At 71.1% G+C, this 25,650-nt stretch carries 18 protein-coding genes; 6 read left to right on the top strand and 12 right to left on the bottom strand.

Translation table 11 applies throughout. The annotated features are described in order from the left end of the window. Nucleotides 1-114 precede the first annotated feature (114 nt). Together EP757_RS35610 and EP757_RS35615 are read right to left on the bottom strand one after the other, a co-directional pair. Nucleotides 115-432 carry a type II toxin-antitoxin system PemK/MazF family toxin gene (locus EP757_RS35610; protein WP_127552766.1) on the bottom strand — a complete coding sequence of 106 codons (318 nt, stop codon included), beginning with the start codon at nt 430-432 and terminating at the stop codon, nt 115-117. Nucleotides 433-534: 102 nt separating this feature from the next. Further along, entirely contained in the window at nt 535-1,929 is a 1,395-nt protein-coding gene (locus EP757_RS35615; RefSeq protein ID WP_160165987.1) for a GGDEF domain-containing protein, read from the bottom strand. Between the two features lie 137 nt (nt 1,930-2,066). On the opposite strand from EP757_RS35615, the gene gndA reads away from it, so the two are divergent. After that, nucleotides 2,067-3,506 (top strand): NADP-dependent phosphogluconate dehydrogenase, encoded by a 1,440-nt coding sequence (gndA, locus tag EP757_RS35620; protein WP_127552768.1) that lies wholly within the window; start codon nt 2,067-2,069, stop codon nt 3,504-3,506. Nucleotides 3,507-3,518: 12 nt separating this feature from the next. On the opposite strand, the gene EP757_RS35625 is transcribed toward gndA, so the two are convergent. From EP757_RS35625 to pgm, 3 genes are all read right to left on the bottom strand, one after another. After that, on the bottom strand, nt 3,519-4,862 hold the full coding sequence (locus EP757_RS35625) for an MFS transporter (protein WP_127552769.1): 1,344 nt from the start codon (nt 4,860-4,862) through the stop codon (nt 3,519-3,521). A gap of 45 nt (nt 4,863-4,907) precedes the next feature. Continuing rightward, nucleotides 4,908-7,190 carry a bifunctional diguanylate cyclase/phosphodiesterase gene (locus EP757_RS35630; RefSeq protein WP_127554604.1) on the bottom strand — a complete coding sequence of 761 codons (2,283 nt, stop codon included), beginning with the start codon at nt 7,188-7,190 and terminating at the stop codon, nt 4,908-4,910. A gap of 163 nt (nt 7,191-7,353) precedes the next feature. Further along, entirely contained in the window at nt 7,354-9,003 is a 1,650-nt protein-coding gene (gene pgm / locus EP757_RS35635) for a phosphoglucomutase (alpha-D-glucose-1,6-bisphosphate-dependent) (protein ID WP_127552770.1), read from the bottom strand. 111 nt (nt 9,004-9,114) lie between these two features. Here pgm and EP757_RS35640 point away from each other — a divergent pair, with 111 nt between their 5' ends. Together EP757_RS35640 and yaaA are read left to right on the top strand one after the other, a co-directional pair. After that, the gene (locus EP757_RS35640; protein ID WP_232050172.1) at nt 9,115-9,456 is read left to right on the top strand and encodes an STAS domain-containing protein; all 342 of its coding nucleotides are present in this window, start codon (nt 9,115-9,117) and stop codon (nt 9,454-9,456) included. A gap of 30 nt (nt 9,457-9,486) precedes the next feature. After that, entirely contained in the window at nt 9,487-10,275 is a 789-nt protein-coding gene (yaaA, locus tag EP757_RS35645) for a peroxide stress protein YaaA (RefSeq protein ID WP_127552771.1), read from the top strand. A gap of 16 nt (nt 10,276-10,291) precedes the next feature. On the opposite strand, the gene EP757_RS35650 is transcribed toward yaaA, so the two are convergent. Further along, nucleotides 10,292-10,804 carry an FKBP-type peptidyl-prolyl cis-trans isomerase gene (locus tag EP757_RS35650; RefSeq protein ID WP_127552772.1) on the bottom strand — a complete coding sequence of 171 codons (513 nt, stop codon included), beginning with the start codon at nt 10,802-10,804 and terminating at the stop codon, nt 10,292-10,294. Nucleotides 10,805-11,142: 338 nt separating this feature from the next. Between EP757_RS35650 and EP757_RS35655 the strand changes: the two genes are divergently transcribed. From EP757_RS35655 to EP757_RS35665, 3 genes are all read left to right on the top strand, one after another. Next, nucleotides 11,143-11,850 (top strand): hypothetical protein, encoded by a 708-nt coding sequence (locus EP757_RS35655; RefSeq protein WP_232050173.1) that lies wholly within the window; start codon nt 11,143-11,145, stop codon nt 11,848-11,850. 79 nt (nt 11,851-11,929) lie between these two features. Beyond that, nucleotides 11,930-16,411, top strand: a complete 4,482-nt coding sequence (locus tag EP757_RS44695) for an MMPL family transporter (RefSeq protein WP_305031102.1) — start codon at nt 11,930-11,932, stop codon at nt 16,409-16,411. A 64-nt stretch (nt 16,412-16,475) separates the two neighbouring features. Beyond that, a complete protein-coding gene (locus tag EP757_RS35665) occupies nt 16,476-17,900 on the top strand; it encodes an SDR family NAD(P)-dependent oxidoreductase (RefSeq protein ID WP_232050174.1) in 1,425 nt (474 codons plus the stop codon). Between the two features lie 72 nt (nt 17,901-17,972). Here EP757_RS35665 and EP757_RS35670 read toward each other — a convergent pair whose 3' ends face one another. The 6 genes from EP757_RS35670 to EP757_RS35695 all read right to left on the bottom strand — a co-directional run bounded on the left by EP757_RS35670 (nt 17,973) and on the right by EP757_RS35695 (nt 25,546). Beyond that, complete coding sequence (locus EP757_RS35670) at nt 17,973-18,803, bottom strand: hypothetical protein (protein ID WP_127552775.1); 831 nt, start codon at nt 18,801-18,803, stop codon at nt 17,973-17,975. Nucleotides 18,804-19,262: 459 nt separating this feature from the next. Beyond that, nucleotides 19,263-20,108: a membrane protein insertase YidC gene (yidC, locus tag EP757_RS35675; protein ID WP_232050175.1), complete on the bottom strand. Its 846-nt coding sequence runs from the start codon at nt 20,106-20,108 to the stop codon at nt 19,263-19,265. A gap of 785 nt (nt 20,109-20,893) precedes the next feature. Further along, nucleotides 20,894-21,169, bottom strand: a complete 276-nt coding sequence (locus EP757_RS35680) for a DUF6412 domain-containing protein (RefSeq protein WP_232050741.1) — start codon at nt 21,167-21,169, stop codon at nt 20,894-20,896. Between the two features lie 45 nt (nt 21,170-21,214). Continuing rightward, a complete protein-coding gene (locus EP757_RS35685) occupies nt 21,215-21,997 on the bottom strand; it encodes a hypothetical protein (RefSeq protein ID WP_232050176.1) in 783 nt (260 codons plus the stop codon). Next, nucleotides 21,990-25,106: a DEAD/DEAH box helicase gene (locus EP757_RS44700; RefSeq protein WP_127552777.1), complete on the bottom strand. Its 3,117-nt coding sequence runs from the start codon at nt 25,104-25,106 to the stop codon at nt 21,990-21,992. The genes EP757_RS35685 and EP757_RS44700 overlap by 8 nt, the downstream gene beginning before the upstream one ends. After that, nucleotides 25,103-25,546 carry a DUF5990 family protein gene (locus EP757_RS35695; RefSeq protein WP_232050177.1) on the bottom strand — a complete coding sequence of 148 codons (444 nt, stop codon included), beginning with the start codon at nt 25,544-25,546 and terminating at the stop codon, nt 25,103-25,105. The genes EP757_RS44700 and EP757_RS35695 overlap by 4 nt, the downstream gene beginning before the upstream one ends. Between the last annotated feature and the right edge of the window lie 104 nt (nt 25,547-25,650).

The following is a 25,650-nucleotide window of genomic DNA, read 5'->3' on the forward strand; positions in this document are numbered from 1 at the left end:
GATCATCCGGGCAGGCCTCCTGCCTGCGGCATCGCACCGCACGGGTCACCCGGTCGGGCGTCGGGCGTTCGGGGAGTGGACACGACGTCAAGGGCCGGGAATGCCCTGAATGGACTAGTCCAGTTCGAACAGGGTGCGCATCGCCTCGGTCAACCGGGCCATGCTCGCGCCGGTCACCATGCCGATCCGCTCGGCGCCGGTCGATGCCGGCAGACGCCGCATGCGGTTTATCACCACGACACCGGTGATCGGATCCTGCTCGGTGAGGGCCACCGCGTACGGCGGCAGCTCGGTCACCCCGCGCTGGCGCACGATCGGCGCGCAGAACGGTGACGCGTTGCTGCGTTCGTTGTAGGAGTCGCCGGAGAGCACGAGCACGCGGTATCGCAGGTCGGCACGGTCGCCGATGGTCCAGATCTCCCCGCGGCGCACGTCAGCCGAGTCCTGCGGGCTCAGGTATCCGGCGCGGCATGGCAGGAAGCGTACCGCCGCCCCGATCCCGGCCGACGCCACCCCGCCGGGCGGGCGGAGACATCACGCCGCGCGGCCGGCCGCCTTCTCCCGGTACATGGCCTCATCGGCCCGCCGGATGAGTTCGTCGGCGTCCAGGGTCCCGTCCGAGCGGATCACGCCGACGCTGGCGCCGACGCGCACCTTCTCCCCCGCGATCAGGATCGGCTCCGCCACGGCGGCGCGGACATGGCCTGTCAGCCGGTCCTCGGCGCCGTCCCGGGTGGAGATCAGCACGAACTCGTCGCCGCCGTACCGGGCCGCTGTCTCGCCGGGCAGCAGACCGGCCCGCAGCCGGGCCGCGACCTCGGTGAGCAGCCGGTCGCCGGCCAGGTGGCCGAGCCTGTCGTTCACCGCCTTGAACCCGTTGAGGTCGCAGAAGAGCAGCACCACACGGGATTCACCGGCCAGGACGGCGTCCAGGCGGTTCCACAGCTCGGCCCGGTTCGGCAGCCCGGTCAGCAGATCGTGGGTGGCCTGGTGCCGCATCCGGGCCTCGGCGATCTCCCGCTGCTCGGCGAGCCGCGCCACCCGGATCGCCACCAGCACCACGATCAGCAGGTTGCCGACGGTCAGCAGCGCGGTGTCGCCGCGCACGCCGACGAACTCGCGGACCGCCGACACCAGCGGCACGACGGTGACCGCGACCGTCAGGAACACCACCCGGATCCGGAACGGACGCTCCTCGCGCACCGGCCCCGGCTGGGCGAGCCGGGCCGCGCTGGGCACCGCCATCGCCAGGCCGACCAGCAGGTAGCAGATCATGAAGAGCGTCTCGCCGCCCGCCGACGACGACGGCGTGGTGATGGCGCCGGTGGCGGTCACCGCGACCGTCGTGCCGGCCAGGTCGAACACCACCGCGACGACGAGCAGCACCAGCGACAGCGGCCGGTCCGGGGCCAGCGCCACCAGCCGTACCAGCGCGCCGAGCAGACCGGCCAGCAGCAGGACGGTCGCGAGCAGCGTGGTCTGCCGCCCGGTGTCGATACGCGCCGCGGTCAGGCCGGGCTGCAGCAGCGCGGTCCAGGTCAGCGCGGCCACCACGATCGCCACTACGCTCGCGTCGATCAGCCCGCCGATGTCGTTGTGCCCTCGCCGCAGCACCAGCATCAGCGCCGCGGCCAGCAGGAACAGGTGGCTGATGGCGACCAGCAGATCTCCCGAGGCGGCCAGGTCCCGGCCCGCGCGCCAGGCCGCCACATTGATCACGATCAGCAGGCCGAGACCACAAGCGAGGAGGATGTACGGCAACCGCTCCGCCCGCGCCCGCCCCGGAATGACGACGAGCACCGGAACGGCGGCGATCAGCGACGCCAGCACCATGAGCAGATGGCGCCCCTCCGGTGAGGCGGCCGGCATGGCAGCCGTCAGCGCACCCGTCACACCGAGATAGACGACCACGCCGAGAATTCGGGTCACGAGGTAGGCATCGGTCATCCTGGCCGTGAACTGAGAGTCCTGCTCAACACGTGGACGCGATCGAACTCCGGTGGCCGGTATCCCGTAAGAATGACCGCGGGGCCCGTAACGGGCAGGTAACGAGGAAGGACTGAGTGATGTCGCAGAAAGCGCAGATCGGAGTCACCGGCCTGGCGGTGATGGGCCGTAACCTGGCCCGCAACTTCGCCCGGCACGGTCACACCGTGGCGGTGCACAACCGGTCCTACGGCCGTACCAAGGAGCTGGTCGAGGAGTTCGGCCACGAGGGCACGTTCCTTCCGGCCGAGACCGCCGAGCAGTTCGTCGCGAGCCTGGAACGCCCCCGCCGCGTGGTCATCATGGTCAAGGCCGGCCCGGCCACGGACGCCGTGATCGACGAGTTCGCCCCGCTGCTCGAAGAGGGCGACATGCTGATCGACGCGGGCAACGCGCACTTCGCGGACACCCGCCGCCGGGAGGCCGCGCTCAAGGCGAAGGGCCTGCACTTCGTCGGCACCGGCGTGTCCGGTGGCGAGGAGGGCGCGCTGCACGGCCCGAGCATCATGCCGGGCGGTTCGAAGGAGTCCTACGAGGCTCTCGGCCCGTTGCTGGAGGACATCTCGGCGAAGGTCGACGGCGAGCCGTGCTGCGTGCACGTGGGCCCGGACGGCGCCGGTCACTTCGTGAAGATGGTGCACAACGGCATCGAGTACGCCGACATGCAGCTCATCGCCGAGGCGTACGACCTGCTGCGCCAGGTCGGCGGCCACACCCCGGCCGAGATCGCCGAGGTGTTCCAGGGCTGGAACGAGGGCCGGCTCGGCTCGTACCTCATCGAGATCACCGCCGAGGTGCTGAAGCAGACCGACGCGTCGACCGGCAAGCCGTTCGTCGACGTGGTGGTGGACCGCGCGGAGCAGAAGGGCACCGGCCGCTGGACCGTGCAGGCCGCGCTCGACCTCGGCGTACCGGTCTCCGGCATCGCCGAGTCGGTCTTCGCCCGTGCCCTCTCCGGTGGGGCGGACGTCCGCGACGCGGCCGCGCAGGCGGGTCTGCCGGGCCCGGCGTCGAACGCCGGCGTGCACAACGGCGATCTGGTCGCCGATGTGGAGCAGGCCCTGTTCGCGTCGAAGATCGTGGCGTACGCGCAGGGCTTCCAGCAGATCCAGGCGGCCAGCGCGGAGTACGGCTGGGAGATCGACCCGGGCGCGATGGCGAAGATCTGGCGGGCCGGCTGCATCATCCGGGCCAAGTTCCTGGACTTCATCAAGCAGGCGTACGACAAGAAGCCGGAGCTGGCCACGCTGCTCGTCGACGAATACTTCCTGGACGCCGTCTCGGGCGCGCAGGACGCCTGGCGCCGGGTCGTCGTCACGGCGGCGCAGCAGGGCATCCCGTCGCCGGGCTTCTCGTCGGCGCTGGCCTACTACGACGGCCTGCGGGCCGAGCGCCTGCCGGCCGCGCTGATCCAGGGCCAGCGCGACTTCTTCGGCGCGCACACCTACCAGCGGGTGGACAAGCCGGGCGCGTTCCACACGCTGTGGGCGACCGACGAGCGCAACGAGATCGACGCCTGATCGGCGCCTAGATCAGGCCGGTGCGGCGGCCGTCTCCGACGAGGCGGCCGCCGTCGCGTCGTTCAGGCGGCGGTACGGCCGGCTCGCCAGTGCGATGAGGGTCGCGATGACGCCGATGATGCCGGTGAGGACGAAGACCAGGGCCATCCCCCGGTCGGCCCCGGTGCCGAACCACGGGCCGATCTCCCGCGCGCCCCAGCCGTCGGTCATGAACGGGATGAAGACGAACTGGGTGATCGGGGAGATCAGGAACGCGGTGAGCGGGGAGGCGGCCTGCTCGGCGCTCTGGGCGAGGCCGAAGACGCGGCCCTGCCGCTCGTACGGCACGACCTTCTGCAGGATGGTCTGCTCGGCGGCCTCGGCGTAGGGCATGAGCAGCATGTACAGGTAGAAGCCGACGGCCACCCACCAGATCGACGCGCGCAGCGGGAAGACGATGATGATCGTCCAGAGGGCCACGTTGATCAGCAGGAGCAGCCGCACCGGCTGGCGGCCGAGGCCGGTCCGGGACACCACGATGCCGCCGACGATCATGCCGGTGCTGAGCACACCCCAGAGCAGACCCCAGCTCTGTACGGAGACCAGCGACAGCCCGTAGGCGTCCGCCAGAGCCATGAAGACGCCACCGAGGAAGTTGTTGAACATGCTGAACAGGATCAGCGCGGTCAGCCCCGGCACTCCCGCGATGATCCGCAGCGTGCCCCGGATGTCGACGCCGCCCCGCTGCTCCTCGGCGTGCGGCTCGACGACCCGCTCCGGGATGGTCACGAAGGACAGGTGCAGGATCGCCAGGCCGAGCGCCGCCATCGCCAGGATGATGACCGAGCGCATGCCGTCGAAGGCGACCAGGACACCGCTGATCACCGACGTGGTCAGGAACGTGGTGCCGGTGACCGTGCCGACCAGCCCGTTCGCCCGGTCCCGGGTGTTCTCCTCGATCAGCAGGGTGACGAGGGTGGGCAGCGCGATGGTCCGGATGTTGCCGGCGATCACGCCGCACATCAGCAGCAGGATCAGTGCCCAGAGCGCGATGCTCGCCGGGTCGTGGAAGTCGTCGGCCGGGGTCACCAGGTAGACGGCGAAGGCGGCGGCGTAGAAGAGCAGCGACGCCGCCGCCGACCCCTGCAGCGCGGTCTTCTTGCGGTGACCGTCGACGACGCTGCCGAACCAGATGCCGGTGGCCGCGGTCAGCACCAGGAAGACGCCGGAGATGACGCCGGTGGCGAAGACCGAGCGGGTCTGCAGGTAGACCCAGAACGTGACGGCGAACCAGACGGTGAAGTTCATGACCGACACCAGCAGGGTGTTGGCGAGGATCTGATAGAAGGTCTTCACGTGGCCCTGGATGGCGGTCATGCCCGCTAACCTACGACCTCAAGGCGGGTCGAGGTCCAGGGAGTTTCAGGCGGCCTTCACCGGATCGGTGGCCATCAGCGCGCCGCACTCGGCGGCCGGCAGCGGTTTCGCCATGAAGAAGCCCTGGCCGTACCGGTAACCGAGGTTGCGCAGCCGATCCACCTGCGCCCGGCTCTCGATCCCCTCGGCGACCGCCTTGAGCTGCAGGTGCTCGGCGAGCTGCGCGACCGCGCCGGCCACCGCGAGCCGTCCCCGGTCCTCGCCGTCGGCGATGCCGTCGACGAACGACTTGTCCAGCTTGAGCACGTCGACCGGGAACTCCCGCAGCAGGCTCAGCGACGACTGGCCGGTGCCGAAGTCGTCGAGCGCGAGCCGCACGCCCATCTCGTGCAGCGCCTCCAGGGTCTCCCGGACCTGCCGGCCGTCGACCACCGACGACTCGGTGACCTCGAGGATCACGTTGCGCGGCGTCAGGCCGGTGTCGCTGAGCACCGCGGCGACCTCGTCGACGAACCCGGCCTCGCGCAGCTGGCGGACCGCCACGTTGACGTTCACCGCCTCGATCGCGCCGTCGCCGTGCTCGGCGCGCCAGCGGGCCAGCTGCTCGCAGGCCTCGCGCAGCACCCAGGAGCCGAGCGGCACGATCAGGCCGGAGCGTTCAGCGACCGGGATGAACTCGGCCGGCGAGACGAAACCGCGCTCCGGGTGCTGCCAGCGGACCAGCGCCTCGGCGCCGGCCAGCCCCCCGGTGACCAGGTCGAAGACCGGCTGGTAGAGCAGGCGCAGCTCGCCGTGCAGGATGGCGTTGCGCAGCTCGCCGGCGACCCGGGCGTGGCTGACCACGTCCTGGCGCATCTGCGGCTGGAACCGGGCCCAGGACGCCTTGCCGGACTCCTTCGCCGCGTACATCGCGATGTCGGCGTTGCGCAGCACCTCGTCGGCGGTGTCGCCGGGCCCGGCGATCGCGATGCCGGCGCTGGCGTGCAGCAGCAGGTGCTGGTCGGCGAGGTCGAACGGTTCGGCGAGGGCGCGCAGCAGCCGGCCGGCGGCGTCCTCGGCCGCGTCCGGGTCGTCGATCGGCAGCAGCACGGCGAACTCGTCGCCGCCGAGCCGGGCCGCCATCTCGCCGGCCGCGCACTGCTCGCGGAGCCGCTGCGCGACCTGGTAGAGCAGCTGGTCGCCGGCGGCCGGGCCGAGCGTGTCGTTGATCATCTTGAAGTCGTCGACGTCGATGAGCAGCGCGGTGGCCGGCAGGCCGGCGTCCAGGCGTTCGCCGAGGGCGACGCCGAAGCGGGTCCGGTTCGGCAGGCCGGTGAGGCTGTCGCTGAGCGCGAGCCGTTCGAGTTCGGCCTGCTGACGGCGGATGCCCCGCAGCGCGACGGTGTTCTCGCGGAGGCTGAGCAGCTGGCGGGCGACCACGAACCCGGTGATCAGCACGGCGCCGATGATCACGGCACGCTGCCGGCCGGTCATGTCTTGGGCGCTGACCGAGACGACCAGGGCGGCGGTGGCGGTGACGGCGAGGAACGGCAGCAGGTTGAACAGCGAGCGGTGGGCGAGCGCGGGGCGCGGCTCGCCGGCCAGCGCGTGCCGCTGCAGCAGGGCGGCGACGCACACGGCGGCCCCGATCAGGGGCAGGGCCAGGACCGAGAGGGCGAGCCGGCTCCGGTCGTCGCCCGCGATCAGCAGCATGGTGCCGAGCACCGCGACGACCGGCACCACGGTCATGACGCGCAGCGCGAACGGGTCGACCATGGTCTCCGGGCGGGCCGCCGCCTTGCCGATCACGACGAGCAGCAGCACGCAGCCGACGCCGATCACCGCGGCGGCGGTCCGGGTGACCAGGGACGTCCCGGCCGGTGCGAGGTCGAGCACGACGTACCAGAAGATGAGCGCGCTGGCCACGGCCACCGTGGCGCCGTCGAGCAGCGCCCGGACCCAGCCGGAGGCGGTCCGCCGCGGCCCGGGGAGACCCAGGAAGGCCGACATCAGCAGCAGGACGCCGAACGCCATCGGCACCGCGGTCTGCAGGGACAGCCCGGTGTTGTTGTTGGCCCGGGCCAGCGAGACGCACGAGGCCACGAAGAGGCAGATCGAGGCCCACTGCAGGCGGCGCCAGAATCCGCGGATCGGCCGGGGCAGCCCGCCCTGGCGCGCGACCCCCCGACCGGCGACGACCGCGCCGGCCAGCGCGATCGGCCCGCCCGCGTAGCCGAGGAACACATCCGACTCGTGCCGGACCACCAGCCACACCAGCACCGCGGCGATCGCGGCCACGGCCACGACGACCGGAGCGAGCCCACCGGCTCGCTTGCCCACGGGTGCCATCACGGTGTCCTGCTGCTCCTCGCCGACTGGTAGCCCAAGCTTGCGGCATACCAGTCGGCGGGAACCATCGGAACCTGAGTTCCAGGGCCCGTCCGGCCGGCCTCGCGAGTGCGAGGCGAGGTCCCGGAGTCGTCTGGCCGCACGTCGGTCGGCAGGACGGGTCCTAACCGTTCAGCGCCGCGGAGACGACCCCGCGGGCCTCCTCCTGGATGCGGGCGAGGTGGTCCGGGCCGTGGAACGACTCGGCGTAGATCTTGTAGACGTCCTCGGTGCCGGAGGGGCGGGCCGCGAACCAGCCGGACTCGGTCACCACCTTGAGGCCGCCGATCGCCGCGCCGTTGCCCGGGGCGCTGGTCAGCACGCTGGTGATCTTCTCGCCGGCGAGCTCCTTCGCGGTCACCTGCTCCGGCGACAGCTTGCCGAGGACGGCCTTCTGCTCGCGGGTGGCGGGCGCGTCGATCCGGGCGTACGCCGGCTCGCCGAACCGCGCGGTCAGCTCCCGGTAGTGCTCGCTCGGCGTCTTCTCCGTCGTCGCGATGATCTCGGAGGCGAGCAGGTCGAGCAGGATGCCGTCCTTGTCGGTGCTCCACACGCTGCCGTCGCGGCGCAGGAACGACGCCCCGGCGCTCTCCTCGCCACCGAAGCCGATCGAGGCGTCCAGCAGGCCCGGCACGAACCACTTGAAGCCGACCGGCACCTCGTCGAGGCGGCGGCCCAGGTCCGCGGCGACCCGGTCGATCATCGAGGACGAGACCAGGGTCTTGCCGATCCCGGCGCTCGCGGGCCAGTCGGTGCGGGCCCGGAACAGGTAGCCGATCGCGACGGCGAGGTAGTGGTTCGGGTTCATCAGGCCGCCGTCGGGGGTGACGATGCCGTGCCGATCGGCGTCGGCGTCGTTGCCGGTGGCGATCTGGAACCGGTCCTTCTGGGCGATCAGCGACGCCATGGCGTACGGGGAGGAGCAGTCCATCCGGATCTTGCCGTCCCAGTCGAGCGTCATGAATCCGAAGCGGGGATCCACGGTGGGATTGACCACGGTCAGGTCCAGCCCGTGCCGGTCGGCGATCTCGCCCCAGTACGCCACACTCGCGCCACCGAGCGGATCGGCGCCGATCCGGACACCGGCCCGCCGGATCGCCTCGATGTCGATCACGCTGGGCAGGTCGTCGACGTAGGTGGCCAGGTAGTCGTAGCCGGAGACGGTCGCCGACTCGCGGGCCCGGACCGCGCTGATCCGGCGGACGCCCTTGAGCCCGTCCGCGATCAGCTCGTTCGCCCGGTCCTGGATCCACTTGGTGGCGTCGGTGTCGGCCGGTCCGCCGTTCGGCGGGTTGTACTTGAAGCCGCCGTCGTCCGGCGGGTTGTGGGAAGGGGTGACCACGACGCCGTCGGCCAGCCCGTCGTTGCGGACCCGGGTCCGGTTGTAGGTGAGGATCGCGTGCGACAACGCCGGCGTGGGCGTGTACCCGTCCCGGCTGTCGATCAGCGTGGTCACGTCGTTCGCGGCGAACACCTCGAGCGCGGTGATCATCGCGGGCTCGCTCAGCGCGTGCGTGTCGCGGCCCAGGAAGAGCGGGCCGTCGGTGCCCTGCGCCTTGCGGTACTCGACGATGGCCTGGCTGGTGGCGGCGATGTGGTCCTCGGTGAACGCGGTGCGCAGGCTGGAGCCCCGGTGCCCGGACGTGCCGAACGCGACGCGCTGGCCCGCCTGGGACGGATCCGGGTGCTCGGTGTAGTACCGCGACACGACTTTCGGCACGTCGATCAGATCGGCCGGTTCGGCGGGCTTGCCGGCGCGGGGGTGGGTGGACATCGCGGCCTCCTCAGGAGCGTGGACCTGTGCGGAATCGTATCGAGCCGCGCTCCTGCACTTACCCGCCGCAACCGATGTGACTCGCAGTCACATTGTGGGCAGAAGAGACGCGTGAATGTTTCCGTGGAGGAGAGACCAGACGCCGTCGTCCTGGCGGTGCGCGGCAACCTGGACCTGGACAGCGCCCCGTCGCTGGCGGGCTGCCTCGACGAGGCGCTGTCGAGACCCGAGCCCCGGGTCGTGGTCGACCTGTCCGGGGTGGACTTCTGCGACTCGATCGGGCTGTCCACGTTCGTGACCGGGCATAACCGGGCCCGGGCGGCGGGCGGATGGCTGCGGATCGCCGCGCCGTCCGAGTTCCTCGAGCGCCTGCTGAACACGGTGGGGCTGGCGGACCGCCTCGGCGTCTACCCGAGTGTGGCGGACGCCGTGGCCAACCGCCCGGACGACTGAGCCGCACCCGGGGCCGGATAACCTCGCGGCGTGCTGATCCTGCTGCCGCCGTCCGAGGGCAAGACGACCGCGACCGAGGGCGCGCCGGTCGACCCGGCCGGTCTCCTGCTGCCCGAACTGGCCGCCGCGCGCACCCGCGTGCTGAACCGTCTCGTCGCGCTCTGCAAGCGCACCAGCGAACGCTCCGTGATCGACTCACTGAACGTTCTCGGACTCAGCGCCGGTCAGCGGGACGAGGTGGCCCGCAACGCCGCGCTGCTCACCGCGCCGGCCGCGCCCGCCTCCGAGATCTACACGGGCGTGCTCTACGAGGCCCTCGACCCGGCGAGCCTGGCGGTGGAGTCGCAGGAGTGGCTGCACGCCACCGCCGTGGTCTTCTCCGGCCTGTGGGGCGTCGTGGGCCTCGGCGACCGGATCCCCGCCTACCGGTGCTCGATCGGCGTCGCGCTGCCGCCGATCGGCGGGCTCACGGCGTACTGGAAGAAGGCCTTGAAGCCCGCGCTGGATTCCCTGCCCGGACCCGTGCTGGATCTGCGATCCGGCGCCTATGTGGCGATGTGGGCGCCCGGGGAGCAGAGCGCGCAGGTCCGGGTGCTGCACGAACGCGTCGTCGGCGGGGTGGCGAAGCGGTCCGTGGTGAGCCACTTCAACAAGGCGACGAAGGGGCGGCTGGTCCGCGCGCTGGCCGAGGAGCGCGCCGCGCCGGTGACCGTCGACGAGCTGGTCGGTGCGATGCGCGACCTCAAGTTCACCGTCGAGGAGCGGCCCGCCGCGCCCGGCAGGCCGCGCCAGCTCGACATCGTGGTGAGCGAGATCTAGCCGCGATCGCGGAGGGCTACTTCGCGTCGAGGATGTCGACCACGAAACGCAGGTCGCCCTTCTCCGGGCCGTAGGCGAGGTCGGCCGGCACGTCCAGCTGGATCCGGCTGCCCACCTTCTGGCCGGGGATGCCCTGATCCCAGCCCTTGATCAGCTGGCCGGTGCCGATCGTCGTGGAGAACGGCGCGCCGCCGGTCCAGGACGAGTCGATCGGCTCGCCGGTGGCGTACGAGATCAGCTTGTAGTTGACGGTGATGGTCTGCCCCACCTGGACCGCCGGACCGGTGCCCGGGATGATCTCCGTGATCGTGAGCTTCTGCAGCGTGCCGGTGCCCGGGGTGACCTCGGGCTCGACGGCGAGCGGGTCGGCCGGCGCGGAGGCGGCGGGCGCGGCGGCTGCCTGGTCCGGCTCGTCGTCGTCGCGGTTCACGAAGAAGACGACGACGGCGAGGACCGCGAAGACCAGCACCGCGGTCAGCACACCGGCGATCGCCCCGCCGCGGCGCTTGGTGTCGAGCGTTTGAGTCATCGCAGAGATCCCCTGACCTTGTCGGAAACTTCGGACACGGTACTCGGTACGGGATCAAAGCCGTGGCGAACCTCGGCCGAATCGCCGATGCGGCTGATCAGCCATAAAGGCGGAGACGAGGACCACTCTTCACTCCCGCCCCAGGGGATGAGATCGTTTATCGCCCCTCGCCCCTCTCGAACGCCTGATCCGGAGGACCCGTGCCCGATCAGACGCAACCGGAAAAACCTGGCCGGAGCCTGGTTCCGCGTCACCAACCGGACGTTTCCGCTCTGCTGCTCCACGAGAAGCGATCCTGGCGCGAGTACGCCGCACCGGGACTCGTGATCCTCCTCGGCGTGCTGGCCGTGGTCGCCTTCGGCCTGGTCGTGCTGACCCGCGGCGGCGACCCGGAGCCGGCGGCCACCGCACCCGGTTTCGACGGGTTGTCCGATCCGGTCGCCCAACTGCCGATCCCCCTCGACAGCCCGTCGCCGTCGGTGAGCCCTACTCCGGTGGACTCCATCGCGATCGAGCGGTCCTCCGTACCGGACGAAGGGGTTGATCTCTCGGCGGAGGGCACGATCGACTGGGTGCACTGGGGTGAGCAGGGCACCTACGCCCTGGAACGCAACGCGAACGGCGGCTTCGCGATCCTCGAGGGCACCCCGGGCGCGGACCGGCGGCGGCACACCGAGAGCCCGGAACGCTACCGGTGGACCGGTGGCAGCCCGCTCGCCACCGGCAAGGGCGTGACCAGCGGCGTCCAGGCCTGCGACGACGGCGGCGGCTTCACCCTCTCCGCGCCGGCCGGGACCCGCGACAGCACCCTGCGGCTCTACGTCGGCGTGCTCGCCGGACGCGGAAAGCTCCAGGTCAGCCTCAGCACCGGCGGCAAGGCGGTGACCGACAGCTGGGAGCAGACCGGGGATTCGATGAAGACCGCCGCCTACACGGTGAGCTACACCGCATCGGGTACTGGCAAGATCTCCCTCAAGTGGATCACCGAAGAGTCCTTCGACGGGGACTGTGGCGGTGTCTCCCTGCAGGCCGCAACCCTTCGCTGACCTGCTTTCCGTCTCCTTCTGGAAGGTGATTCTCGTGTTCGCGGGCTGGGGATCGAGGGTCGCTCGCCTGAGGTGGCCGGTGCTGGTGATCGCGCTCGTCGCGGTGCTCGGCGCGGGCGTGTGGGGCCTCGGCGTGTTCGATCGGCTCACCGAGGGCGGTTACAGCGACCCGGACAGCGAGTCGGCGCGGTCCGCCGAGGTGGTCGCGTCCGCGCTGGGCGGGCAGAGCGGCGACGTCATCGCCATCTACACGCCGGATCAGGGCGAGATCTCCGACGCGCCTCTGACGAAGCGGATCACGGCCAGGTTGTCAGCCCTGCCGCAGTCAGATGTCACCTTCACGGTCTCTTATTGGGACAAAGGCGATCCTTCGTACGCCGCAGCTGACGGTTCGAGCGCTGTCGCCGTCATGACCCTGGCCGGCGACGATGACGCGGAGAAGCTGCGGTCGTACGCGGAGATCTCGGACCTTCTGAGCGTGCCGGGCGCGCATCTCCAGCTCGCCGGCGAAGTGCCACTCGCGCACGCCTCCAACGAACGCTCCTCCTCCGACCTCGTGCTCGCCGAGATGATCTCGCTGCCGATCGTCCTGGTGCTGCTGCTGTTCATCTTCGGCTCCCTGGTCGCGGCATCCCTGCCCGTCCTGGTCGGCGGCGCCGCGGTGCTCGGATCGCTCGGGGTGCTGCACGCCGTCGCGCTCAGCCATGAGGTCAACTCGTTCGCCGTCAACGTCGCCAGCCTGCTCGGGCTCGGCATGGCCATCGACTACGGGTTGTTCATGGTCGGGCGGTTCCGGGAGGAACAGGCCGTCACGACGACGTCCGAAGCCGTGCGGCGGACCGTCGCCACCGCCGGTCGCACGGTGCTCTTCTCCGCCACGCTCCTGATGACCGCCCTCGCCGGGTTGCTGCTGTTCCCCCAGGGATTCCTCAAATCTCTGGCGTACGGCGGGCTGGCCGCTGTCTTCCTCGCCATGCTCCTCTCCCTGACCCTGCTGCCCGCGATCCTGGCGATCCTCGGGCCCCGGGTCGACAAGCTGCCCGTCCGCCTCCCCGTCCTCCGGTCCGGCCGGGACGGCTGGGGGCGCCTGGCCGGGGTCGTACTGCGCCGCCCGCTGCTCTTCGCCGTGCCGATCCTGGCCGGATTGCTGCTGCTGGCGCTGCCGATCGGCGGGGTGCGGTTCGGCGAGAACGACGAGCGGGTGCTGCCGGCCGGTGATCCGTCCCGGGTCGCCATCGAGACACTGAAGGCGGACTACCCGCAGTTCAGCAGCGACGGCGTGCAGGTGGTCGTGCGAGGCGTCTCGGACATCGCCGACTTCTCGGATTCGGTCGGTAAGGTTTCCGGGGTTGCCGGCGTCTCCACCACCGGCGCCTCCGAGGACATCGTGGTGCTCAACGCCGCGCTCGGCATCTCCGACCCGTTCGGCGCCGACGCCCGGCAGGTCGTCGCCGACATCCGCGCCCTGCCCGTACCGCCCGGCGCCGAAGTCCTGGTCGGCGGCCCCACCGCCCGCAACGTCGACAGCATCGCCGCCATCGCCGCCAAGCTGCCCCTGATGATCGGCCTGCTGGCCGGGGCCACGCTGATCCTCATGTTCCTGGCGTTCGGCTCGATCCTGCTGCCGATCAAGGCGGTCGCGATGAGCGCCCTCAGCCTCACCGCCACGTTCGGCATCCTGATCTGGATCTTCCAGGACGGCCACGGCGCCGGCCTGCTGAACGTCACCCCGGCCCCGCTGGAAGCCGGCATCGTCGTCCTGATGGCAGCGGTCGTTTTCGGACTCTCCACCGACTACGAAGTGTTCCTGCTGTCCCGCATGGTCGAGGCCCGGGTGAACGGCGCCTCCACCCGTGAAGCGGTGACCATCGGCCTGACCCGTACCGGCCGTGTCATCAGCGCCGCCGCCCTCCTGCTGATCGTGGTGACCGGCGCCTTCGCCCTCTCCGCGGTCACCACGATGCGCTTCGTCGGCATCGGCATGATCGTCGCCCTGCTGCTGGACGCCACCGTGGTCCGGATGCTGCTGGTCCCCGCCGTCCTCGCCCTCTTCGGCGACGCCGCCTGGTGGGCGCCCGGCCCGCTACGCCGCCTGCAGGAGCGCGCCGGCCTGGCCGAGCACGCCGCTGCCGCCTCTTCTTCTGCCTCTTCTTCCGCCTCCGACTCGGCTTCTGCCTCCGCCGGGGCGGTCATCGCCCGCCACGCCGCCGAACAGGGCCCGCGCCACGCGTTGAGCGGCCGCCATTCGGTGACGGTCGCCGCCCTGACCAGCGGCAGCGCCGACGCCCTGCCCGCGGCGCTGGCCGGCGTACGACCCACCTCAGCCCTCCCGTACAGCGACAACAACACGGTCGTCCTGGACTACGAGGACGTGCTCGACTACCTGGCCGAGAAGGAGCGAGGAGCCGCCATGCCCACCCCGGACGACACAGCCCTCCTCCCCACCGTCCCGCCGTCCGACGCCACCTCGTCCTCCAGCAAGGCCCTGCCGTCCAGCGAGGTCCACTCGTCCAACGAGGCCCCTTCGTCCGGCGAGGCTCCCTCGTCCGGCGAGGCCCACTCGTCCGGCGAGGCCCACTCGTCCAGCGAGGCCCACTCGTCCAGCGAGGCCCACTCGTCCAGCGAGGCCCCTTCGTCCAGCGAGGCCCACTCGTCCAGCGAGGCCCCTTCGTCCAGCGAGGTCCCTTCGTCCGGCGAGGCCCTCTTCTCCGGCGCCCACGAGACCCTCGCTCTCCCGGCACTCCCCTCGTCCCCGGAAGTCCTTCCGCCCGCAGCCGAGCAGTCCCCCGAGCCGGACGCCGCAGCGGAAGTCGCGATCAAGGCTCCCGCAGCAGATCTTGAGCCTTTCTCTACCGAATACGGTGGTAAAACGATCAAGATCGCCGCGGACTCCTCTGACGACGACGCCGAGCCGCCGGCAGCCGAGGGTGAGCCGCCGGCAGCCGAGGACGAGGTCGCCACCGATGCGGCGGACACCCTCGATGAAGCGCCCGCCTCCGAGCCTGATGCCACCTCGGCCCCACTCGTCTCCGAGCCTGATGCCGCCGCGACCCCACTCGTCTCCGAACCTGATGCCGCCGCGACCCCGCTCTTTGCCGAGGCCCGGACCCTGGCTGATACCCCGGCCCCCGAGCCGGTGGACAGCGAATCCATCTGGGCCGAAGTAGAGGCAACCCTCGCGGCAGGAGCGGAGGCCGCCCACGGCGACCTGCCGGCACTACCTGCGGACACCACCCAGCACGACCCGGCGCCCGACCGCGACGACCAGCCCGGAGTCGACGACCAGCCCGTCGTTGAAGACCGGGCCAGCGTTGACGACCAGCCCAGCGGCGACGCCCAGGCCAGCGTTGACGACCAGCCCAGCGGCGACGACCGGGCCAGCGTTGAAGACCAGCCCGGCATTGAAGACCAGCCCAGCAGCGACGCCCAGGCCAGCGCTGACGACCAGCCCAGCGTTGACGACCAGGCCAGCGTTGACGACCAGCCCAGCGGCGACGAGCCTGCCGCGATGGAGACTGCGCCGGAACCCGAGCCGGCCGATGTCGAGGCTGCGACTTCTGACGTGGCTGAGGTCGAGCAGCCCGATTCGGAGGCGGATGACGCCGAGTCGCCGGCCGTCGACGCGGACGAGGATGAGCCGGAGAGCGCAAGGCCGACCACTGAACATCTCGCCGCCGAGACGGTCGCGGAAGCGCCTTCGGTTGAGGTGGCCGGCTCGGAGCCGGAGGCTTCCCCGGTGGTCGAGGCGAAGCTTGACGAGCCGGAGTCGGATACGACTGTCGAGGCGGAACCGGACGATGCCGAATCGGAAGCGGCTGTGGTGCCGGATCCGTTCGCCTGGCGGACGGATCCTCGGCTCGCCAATCTGACTGCGCCCGTACCGGGTGGCTTCGGCTGGCTGTCCCGGCCTGCTGAACCGGGTGGCGCGGAAGCACGCACTGAGGCGGATCAGGCTGATACCGCTGAAGAGCCCGCCGCCGGCAAGCAGTCCGTCACCAGCGGCCAGGCCAATGCCGTCGAGCCCATCGAGCCCGTGGAGCCCGTCAAGCCAATCGAGCCCGCCAAGCCCGTCGAGCCCCTCGTGGCCGAGCCCACCGAGGTCGCTCTCGCGGACGGGAATGAGCCGAGGCGGCCGCAGACCTTGGACGACTGGTTGAGCGGTGCCGCCGCGCCCGTCAGCGCCATGCCGGTCGTCAACCGGCGACCGCAGACGCTTGACGAGTGGCTCAGTGGGCCCCGGCCGCAGAGGCCCGGGGACGTACCGGCCCCGGCCGAGCAGGACAGCAGGCCGGCCGAGGGCAGCGGGGACAACCGGACCGCCGAGTCGGATGCGATCAGCGAGCCGGTCGCAGAAGATGGGGATGCAGCTGCGGGGAACGACGACGCCGGCGAAGCCGAGGCACGGGAGACGGGCCTGGGGACAAGCGACGAAGAGCCGCCCAGCGCCGCCCACTTCGCCCGCCCTCAGACGCTCGATGACTGGCTGAGCGGACCCAAACCGCCCACGGCAAGGCCACAGACACTGGCAGATCAGCCCAGACCGACCAGGCGAGAAGGGTGACGCGGACCCCTTGCCCTGTCCCGCCGTCGGCCGATAGGACGGCCGGTTAAGTACAGTGCCTGCGGTGGGAACAGAGGGGGATGTAGTGAACACGGGCGTGGATCCGGACCGGCTTGCGGTCTGCCTTGCCGTCCTTGCCGAGGTGGAGGCGCTTCCGGCCGAGCATCCGGACGCGGTGGCGGTGCGGCGGGCGACGGCCGGCATCTTCAAGGCGGTCAAGTTGCGGCGTCGCCTGGACCGGCGTGAGGCGATCCTCGCGAACGACCGGGCGGTGACCGCGTCGACCGCGACCGGGGCGCCGGGGCGGATCGACGACGAGACGGCCGGGATTCCGCTGCGCAGCAGTGTGCGGGGAGCTACGGCCGGGGTGCTGAAGCAGGCCCGCGGCTGCTACGTGTGCAAGCAGCGCTACACCGTGGTCGATGCGTTCTACCACCAGCTCTGCCCGGCGTGCGCGGAGCTGAACCATTCGCGGCGGGATGCGCGGACGGATCTGACCGGGCGGACGGCCCTGCTCACCGGCGGTCGCGCCAAGATCGGCATGTACATCGCGCTGCGGCTGCTGCGGGACGGCGCCGACCTGACGATCACGACCCGGTTCCCGCACGACGCGGTCCGGCGGTTCGCGGCGATGCCGGACAGTGGTGATTGGATCCACCGGCTGCGGGTCGTCGGCATCGACCTGCGTGACCCGGCCCAGGTCGTGGGACTCGCCGATTCGGTGGCGGCGCGAGGGCCTTTGGACATTCTGGTCAACAACGCAGCCCAGACGGTACGCCGGACCGCCGGCGCTTATGCGGAGCTCGTCGCCGCCGAGTCCGCCCCGCTTCCGGATGGTGACCTGCCCGCGCTGGAGTACTTCGGTGGGACGGCCACCCTCGGGGCGAACTCGCCGGCCGCCGCGCTGGCAGCGGCCGGAACCCTGTCGGCGCAGGAGGTCACGAGCCTGGCCCTGACCGCACGGTCCACCGCGATCGACGCGGGCGGGCTGGTGCCGGACATCGTTGCGACGAACAGCTGGAGCGACCGCGTCCACGAGGTCGAGCCGATGGAGCTGCTGGAAGTGCAGCTGTGCAACGTGACAGCACCGTTCATCCTGGTCAGCCGGCTGCGGAAGGCCATGACGGCGTCGAAGTTCCCGCGCCGGTACGTCGTGAACGTCTCCGCCATGGAGGGGATCTTCCAGCGCGGCTACAAGGGCGCCGGCCACCCGCACACGAACATGGCGAAGGCCTCGCTGAACATGCTGACCCGGACGAGCGCCGAGGACATGTTCGCCGACGGCATCCTGATGACCAGCGTGGACACCGGCTGGATCACCGACGAGCGCCCGCACCCGACGAAGATGCGGCTGCACGAGGAGGGTTTCCACGCCCCGCTCGACCTGGTCGACGGCGCGGCCCGGGTGTACGACCCGATCGTGCGCGGCGAGCTCGGCGAGGACGTGTACGGCTGCTTCCTGAAGGACTACGTGCCGGTCGCCTGGTAGGGCGGAGACGATCGCGGGCCGCACCCGTTACGGGTGCGGCCCATCGATCACACTGTCAGCGCCTGGCCGGCCTCACTGGCCGCCGGGGCTCTTCCACGGTCCGTTCGGCATGCCGCCGGGGCCGCCCTTCGGGCCTTCACCCTTCGGGCCACCCTGGCCCAGGTCGCCGGGACCCTTCGGACCCTCACCCTTCGGACCACCCTGACCCAGGTCGCCGGGACCCTTCGGACCCTCACCCTTCGGACCACCCTGACCCAGGTCGCCGGGACCCTTGGGACCCATCGGGTCGCCCTTCGGACCCGGGTTGCCGCTCAGGTCGCCGGGACCCTGCGGGCCCTTCCACGGTCCAGGGTTCTTGGGGCCGTCCTTCCAGTCGTCCCCGCCCTTCCAGTCGTCCGGGTCACCCTTGGGGCCACCCTTCCAGTCGTCCGGGCCGTTCCACGGACCCTTCGGGCCGTTGTTGTCCCAGCCGCCCTTCGGGCCCTGGCCCTTCGGGCCCTTCTTGTGGCCGTCGATGTGGTATCCCTGGCCGACCAGGAAGTCCGGCCGGTCCGGCCAGCCCTTGGGCCAGCCACCACGCCATTCACCCCAGTACCAGTCGTCCTCCTCGACCTCCAGGACGTAGTACGAGCCGCGCCAGCCCCAGCCGACCCGCCAGCAGTTGAAGTCGTCCCAGGCGCCGAACCGGATTCCGGTCCAGCCGGCGCGCTTGCAGGATCCCTTGAAGCGGTAGTAGCCGGCGATGTAGTCGTCGTCGAAACCGTGGCTCGATGCGGTGGCGCCGGAACCGGCGGTACCGGACTGTCCAGCAGCGGGCGCCGCCTGTGCAGGAGCGGCAGCGATCATCGCGCCGGCCGCCAGGCTCATGCCGGTGAGTGCCAGCATCCGCGTTAGCTTTTTCATCTCACACCTTTTCGGACAAAACGCCTTGGACCACGTTCGTGGATCATCGAGTTGAGCCCATCACGGCGCGCAATCCGGCTCCGGGGTTTCCCGGAAAGCTGACCGTTTGGACGACCCTTTCGGTGTCCGGAAAGACATGAAATGAGACAGCTAGCGGAATCATGTTTCGAGAAGAAAAGACACTTTCAACAGGCATTTCTTTCTGTACGGGTAAACCGGCCGCCCTCGCCGCGACTCGGGCCGCCCCCGGGGTCGCGGGAACCATGCAGGTCACGCAAGAACGGACAGGCGGCCGGAAACCAGGCGGCCATGTCAGGCCTCGCACTCGCCGGGACGGTGTCCACACCGGGACTGACTCGGGGCCGGCCGAGTCCGTCCCGGGACCGGCTTCGAGCCAGTCGGCGAGAACACCGGAGATGTCGCCGAAATCGGGATGGGGCTTTCGCCCGTACCGGGAAGTCAGCTCTTGATCTTGGTTGGTTTGACGCCGACCTTGGGCGGAGCGACGGTCGATTTCGGGGCGGGCGGCGTCGCGGGCGGGGTGACCACCGGGTAGCGGCGCAGGATCCAGGCCTGCTGGCCGAGCGCGAAGATGTTCTGCGTGACCCAGTAGAGGACGACGCCGATCGGGAAGAGCGCGCCGGAGACCAGCAGCGACAGCGGCAGACCGTAGAGCATGATCCGCTGAACGGTCCGCGCCGGCTCGTCCGTGGCCCAGCCCGACTTGCTGATCATCTGGCGCGTCGTCAGGTACGTCGTCACCGTCATGATCGCGATGAGCACGGCGGCGACGAGCTTGACGACCAGGTCACCGGTGCTGAACCCGGCCGTCAGCGGTGCAGTGAACAACTCGGCGTTGATCGCGCTGTCGAACTGGGTGAGCGTCCAGCCGTACAGCGTCCGGGACACCTCGCTGGTCACCTCGGGGCGTAGGTGACGCAGCACGTGCAGCAGGCCGATCACGACCGGGATCTGCACCAGCATCGGGAGGAACTGGGCGAACGGGCTCACCTTCTCCTCTTGGAACAGCTTCGCGAGCTCCTGTTGCAACGTCTCGCGATCACCCTTGTGCTTCTCCTGCAACGCCTTGACCTGCGGCTGGACGCGCTGCGTGGCCCGCTGCGACCGCACCTGCTTGATGATCACAGGGAACAGCGCGATCCGGACGGTGAGAACGAGGAAGACGATGCCGAGCACCCAGGCCCAGGAGGTCCCGCCGACGTCGGCGTGCCCGACGAGCCGGTCCCAGACGGCATGCCAGAACAGGAGGATTGCGGAGATAGCGGTGTAAACGGGTTCCATCATGGCGGCGGTTCCTTCGCGGGCGCACTGGACTGGGGTCGGAGAAGCAGTCATCAGTGGCCGCCGTAGCGATCCTGTCCGGGTCCGGCGTGCGGACGGTCCGGCGTGCCGACAGTCCGGCGTGCCGACAGTCCGGCGTGCCGACAGTCCGGCGTGCCGACGGTCCGGCGTGCCGACGGTCCGGCGTTCCAAGATCGCGGGAAGCTTCAGCAGAGGGCAGTACGCGCAGTCATCATTCGGCGCTCATCAAGCGTCGACACCGGTCAGTCATCAACACCAGCCGACACCGTCAACCAGCCGACACCGTCAACACCAGCCGACACCGTCAACGTTGTCATGCCGTCAACCCACACAACCCGGTCATCGCAGGTCGAGCCATCAACGCTGACACGACGTCAACACCAGCCACGTCGTCAACAACCCGCCATCAAGAGCCATGACAATCAACAGCAGGCGCACCGTCAAGTGCGAGGCGTCGTCAACGCCGCCGTCGACATGGTCCGCGCTGGGATTCCGTCAACGCGGGCACTGGATCAACACCAGTCGACACCTGAGCGCCGAGCAGACTTCAACGGGACCGGCGCGGTCACCGTGATCCGGCAGTGGATCTAGGTGGTCAACAGATACGTACGGGCCAGGGCTAACACGCGATTCGTGCTTGTGCTGATGGCGCGGCGCTCGTGGCTGGGCGGCGGCGGCGTGACTCACCGGCGGGAGACGGCAATGAGCGACGGGATGAAACGGCGTGACTCACCGGGTTGATGAGTGCGCGCTCCCTCTGCGGAAGCTCAGGCGGCCACGAAGGACCAGGTCGGGCCGCGGGGCCGCGTCCGGCCGGGTGCGTCGGGGTCGCGGTGGCGGGGAACGCCGGTCCGCCGGGCACGGTCGCGCATCTCCGCACGACTGACCGGCGGGTTCGCCACGGCGCGGGAGTCGAGCAGCGCGCTCGCGGCGAGGGCGGTCAGCAGCAGGACGCCGGCGACCGAGGCCGCGCCGACGAGCATCGCGGTGGGGCCGGCGTCGGTCAGCAGACCGACCAGTCGCCAGAGGGCTTCCCACAGCATCACGCCCTCCACGCTAGCTCCCCCGCACAACCGGCGGCCACCCCCTCAGCCGGCGTCGTCGGAGAGCACCGCGTAGGCAGGCCGCAGAACCTCCACGATCGGCTTCCCGTGGTGGCTCAGATGCGGGGCGTCCAGTTGATCGAGGAGGGCGTCCGGGCGTACCCCGGAAGGTCCTGCTCCTGCCGCGGGCGGCTCGTTGCCCCAGAAGGCCGCCGGGTCGTCCGGATCGATGAGGGGGCGGACCGGGGAGTCGGCCGGATCCGTCGAAGGCCGGGGATCCGCGTCGGCGGACGGCGACGTCAGCGACGCGACCGCCACCGACTCGCGGAGCCTGCGCAGGCGCATCAGCAGCTCATCGCGCGACCGTCCCCGCCAGGTGAACACCTCGAACGGGTCCGCCTGGAAGGTCCGGGCCAGCGCATAACACGTGGCGGCGAGGTGGACGCACGGCATCGGCCACCGTTCGCACGTGCAGTCGAGGGCCACCTCGTCGAGCGAGAGCGGCAGCAGGCCGAGCCCGGATTCGGCGAACACCGCCTCGATCCCGTCCGGCATCCGCCCGTCGAGCAGGGAGGCGACGTAGCGGGCCTCCTTGACCAGGGCTTTCTCGACGCGTCCCCACTCGGCGGCGCCGAACGAGCGGACGGCGATCCGGGCGCGGAACGAGACCGGGTCCTCCGGGCCGCGGACCAGGGCGACGACCAGGCTGGAGGAGACGGTCAGGCTGCGTACGTGCCCGGCCCGCTCGTCGCGACGGCCTCGGGAGAACGTCGGCGCCATCCGCAGGGACTCGAACATGCCGAGGAAGGCCAGGGGCAGGTCAGTCAACGATGGCCTCCGGGGCGAGGGCGAACAGATCACGCAGTTCGCTGGTGGAGAGCGCGCTGAGCCAGCCCTCGCCGGTGCCGACGACCCGTTCGGCGAGGACGCCCTTGTCGGCGATGACGCGGTCGATGCGTTCTTCGAGGGTGCCGAGGCAGACCAGGTTGTGCACGTGGACGTCGCGGCGCTGACCGATCCGGAACGCCCGGTCGGAGGCCTGTGTCTCGGTCGCCGGGTTCCACCAGCGGTCGATGTGGATCACGTGGTTGGCGGCGGTGAGGTTGAGGCCGGTGCCACCGGCCTTGAGCGACAGCACGAAGATCCCCGGCCGGGTGGCCTGCTGGAACTCGGTGACCATGGCATCGCGCGCGCCGCGGGCGGTGCCGCCGTGCAGGAATTTCACCGGCACGCCGAACCGCGCTGCCAGGTGCGGGGTCAGCATCGCGCCGAACCGGGCGAACTGGGTGAACGCCAGCACGCTCTCCCCCGCCCCGAGCGCCCGGTCGACGATCTCCTCGAGCCGGTCGACCTTGCCGGAGCGGCCGGGCAGTGGCGAATTGTCCTTGAGCGCGAGGGCCGGATGCACGCACACCTGTTTGAGCTTGGTCATCGCGGCGAGGACCAGGCCCTTGCGCCACTTGTCGCCCGGCTCGGCCATCCGGTCCAGCAGGTCGTCGAGAACTGCCTGGTAGAGGCTGACCTGCTCGGTCGTCATCCCGCACAGGTGGCGCACGTGCCGTTTCGCGGGCAGTTCGGCGGCGATGGCCGGGGCGTTCTTGGTGCGGCGCAGCAGGAACGGCCGGGTCGCCTGCCGCAGCCGGGCCGCCGCGTCCTCGTCGGCATAACGCTCGATCGGCACGGCGAACCGGGCCCGGAACGTGTGCGCCGACGCGAGCACCCCCGGGTTGAGGAAGTCGAGGATCGACCAGAGCTCGGCCAGCCGGTTCTCCACCGGGGTGCCGGTCAGCGCGATCCGGTTGCGCGCGGGGAAGCGGCGGATCGCCTTGGCCGCGCTGCTCCCGGCGTTCTTGATGTGCTGTGCCTCGTCGAGCACCACCCGGTCCCAGTCGATCGCGGCGAGCGCCTCGGTGTCGCGCACCGCCGTCTGGTAGGTGGTCAGCACCAGGTCGGCGCCCTCGGCCAGCGTCGCGGGGTCGGCCCGGTCGGCGCCGTGCAGCACCCGCACCGTCAGCGAGGGCGCGAACCGCTCCGCCTCGCGCTGCCAGTTGCCCAGCACCGAGAGCGGGCAGATCAGCAGCGCCGGACCCTCCCGGTGGTGCAGCAGCAGCGCCAGCAACTGCACGGTCTTGCCCAGGCCCATGTCGTCGGCGAGGCACGCGCCGAGTCCGATCCGGTCAAGGAAGGCAAGCCAGGAGAAACCCCTTTTCTGGTACGGGCGGAGCACACCACTCAGCTCACGGGGTGACTCCAGCACTTCGAGGCGTTCTTCGAGGCGCCCGGTGAGCAGGTCGGCGAGCCAGCCCTCGCCCCGCGCATCGGTCACCGGCAGCGGCAACTCCTCCGGAGGCAGCAGCCGCATGGTCGCGAGCGCGTCGCCGGCCGTCATGGTGCCGCCGCCCCGGCTCAGGAACGCGAGCCCGGCGGCGAGCCGCTGCGGGTCCAGGTGGACCCACCGGCCCCGCAGCCGGACCAGCGGAACCTTGGCGCGGGAGAGGTCGGCGAGCTCGTCCTGGGTGAGGGTCTTGCCGCCGAGAGCCAGCCCCCACTCGTAGTCCACCAGCTCCTTCTTGCCGACGGCCCGGTCCCGCAGCACCGTCGAGACCGGGTCGCGGCCGCGCACGTTCAGCGACAGCCCCAGCCCGGGCCGGCGCTGCCACCAGGCCGGGAGCAGCACGCCGTAGCCCGCCTCCTCCAGCAGCGCCGCGTGGCTGAGGAACCCGTGCGCGCCCTCGGTGTCGAGCAGCATCTCGGCCGGCTGGGCCGCACGCAGCGCCTCGCCGAGAGCCGGGTAGAGCCGGGCGGCCCGGCCCAGCCCGGCCAGCAGCCGCTCCTGCGGATGGCTGGTCCACCGGCTGAGCGGCGCGAACGTGTCCCGCCACACCTCGGCGGCGGTCACCAGCACGCTGGGCTCGTCGGCGGCCTGCAGCAGGAACTCCAGCCGCCACACGTCCTGCGGCAGCGGCACCTCGTCGGGCATGACCGGCTCGTGCTCGCGCGGGTCGCTGAGCCGGAAGCAGACCCGGACCTCCGCACCCCGCGCGGCCTGCTCGAACCAGGCGTCGAGCCGCCCGGTCAGCTCGTCGACGAGGGCGGGCGCCGCCTCGAACTCGGGCTCACCGCCGAGCGCGGCCAGCCACCCGTAGTCGGCGAGGGCCACCCCGGCCTCGGCCAGCCTGGTGCGCACCAGACCGTCCACGAGCCGATCGAGAGCGGCCTGGACCAGGACGTCGGCCGTCTCGCGGGCCTCGGCGCGGCAGGCCGGCGGCATGGTCTCGATCAGCGCCGCTCTGCGGACCGCGTCCGCGCCGATCATCACCGGCCGCCAGAAGGCCGACGGCCGAGGACCCTCGATCCGCACGGCCGGCAGCACCCGGCCACGCCGCACCAGGCTCGCCGCGAACCCGCACACCTCGACCAGCCACGCCGCCGACGGCCCGACCCGCCCGTCGAACTCGTCGACCAGGTCGGGATCGGCGAACGGCACCGACACGGCGGGCACCCGCCAGGTCCTCGCCCGGGGCGTCCCCCGCCGCGCGGGCATCCCCCGTTGCGGCGACGCCAGCGGCCCGGCGGAGGTGGAGGGCAGCATGAGGGCAGCGGCTTCCCGGCGATCGCCGGCGGGCAGCTCCCCGGCTCCGACGGCGAACGGATGCCAGGGAGCCGAACCCCGGGCCCCGGCCTTCCGAGAATCGACGTCTGCCTTCCGGGAATCGACGTCGCCCCGAGCCGCGGCAGCGGTCGCGGAGCCGGGCGAGGAGGTCTCCGCCCAGAGGTTCAGCTCGCCGTCATGCCGGACGAATCCGTGCAGAACCCGCACCGACGCCACGACCGGATGCGCGGATGCCGCGCCGGACAGATCGAAGACGGGCTCCTCGCCGTGGCCGATGACGGATGGCTCGGGGCCGGGCTGATCGACCTCCGGTGGGGTCGTCATCGCAGCTCCCAGGCGAGCTCGGGCGGGCGGACCCGGGCGCATCGCGGGCCGCCCTCCGCGTCGGTCAGGCCCAGGCGGCCGACGAGGGTGCCGGAGCCGTCGGCCGCGGCGCGCAGCAGGGGGCCCGGGATGTCGCCGAAGAGGAGTTTGGCCCGGCGGAACATCGCGAAGGACTCGCCGTCGACAGCGCCCCAGCTGAGGTAGAGGAAGCGCTGCCCGGGACGGCCGTGCACCCAGGGGCCGCCGACGTCGATGAAGCCGTCGACGTGGCGGACGTCGACGTCGAACTCCCAGACCGCGCTCTCCGCCTGGACCGGGAACCGATCCACCACCTCGGCCTTTCGCTGCATGCCGACGTGCACCCCGCCGAGCCGCAGCGCCTCCGCCTGGGGAGCGCCGGGCCGGCCGGGCAGGTCGTAGCCCTCGATCCGAATCCGCACGCCGACCACCCTAGGCCGACCCTCTGACATTTCCCCGCGCCCGGCCGCACCGCCTTCGCGGGCACCCCGCCGCACTGCGCCACGAGCGGCCGGCCGCCCAAGCG

Origin of the sequence: Actinoplanes sp. OR16, assembly GCF_004001265.1 — a bacterium.
Taxonomy (GTDB): Bacteria; Actinomycetota; Actinomycetes; order Mycobacteriales; family Micromonosporaceae; genus Actinoplanes.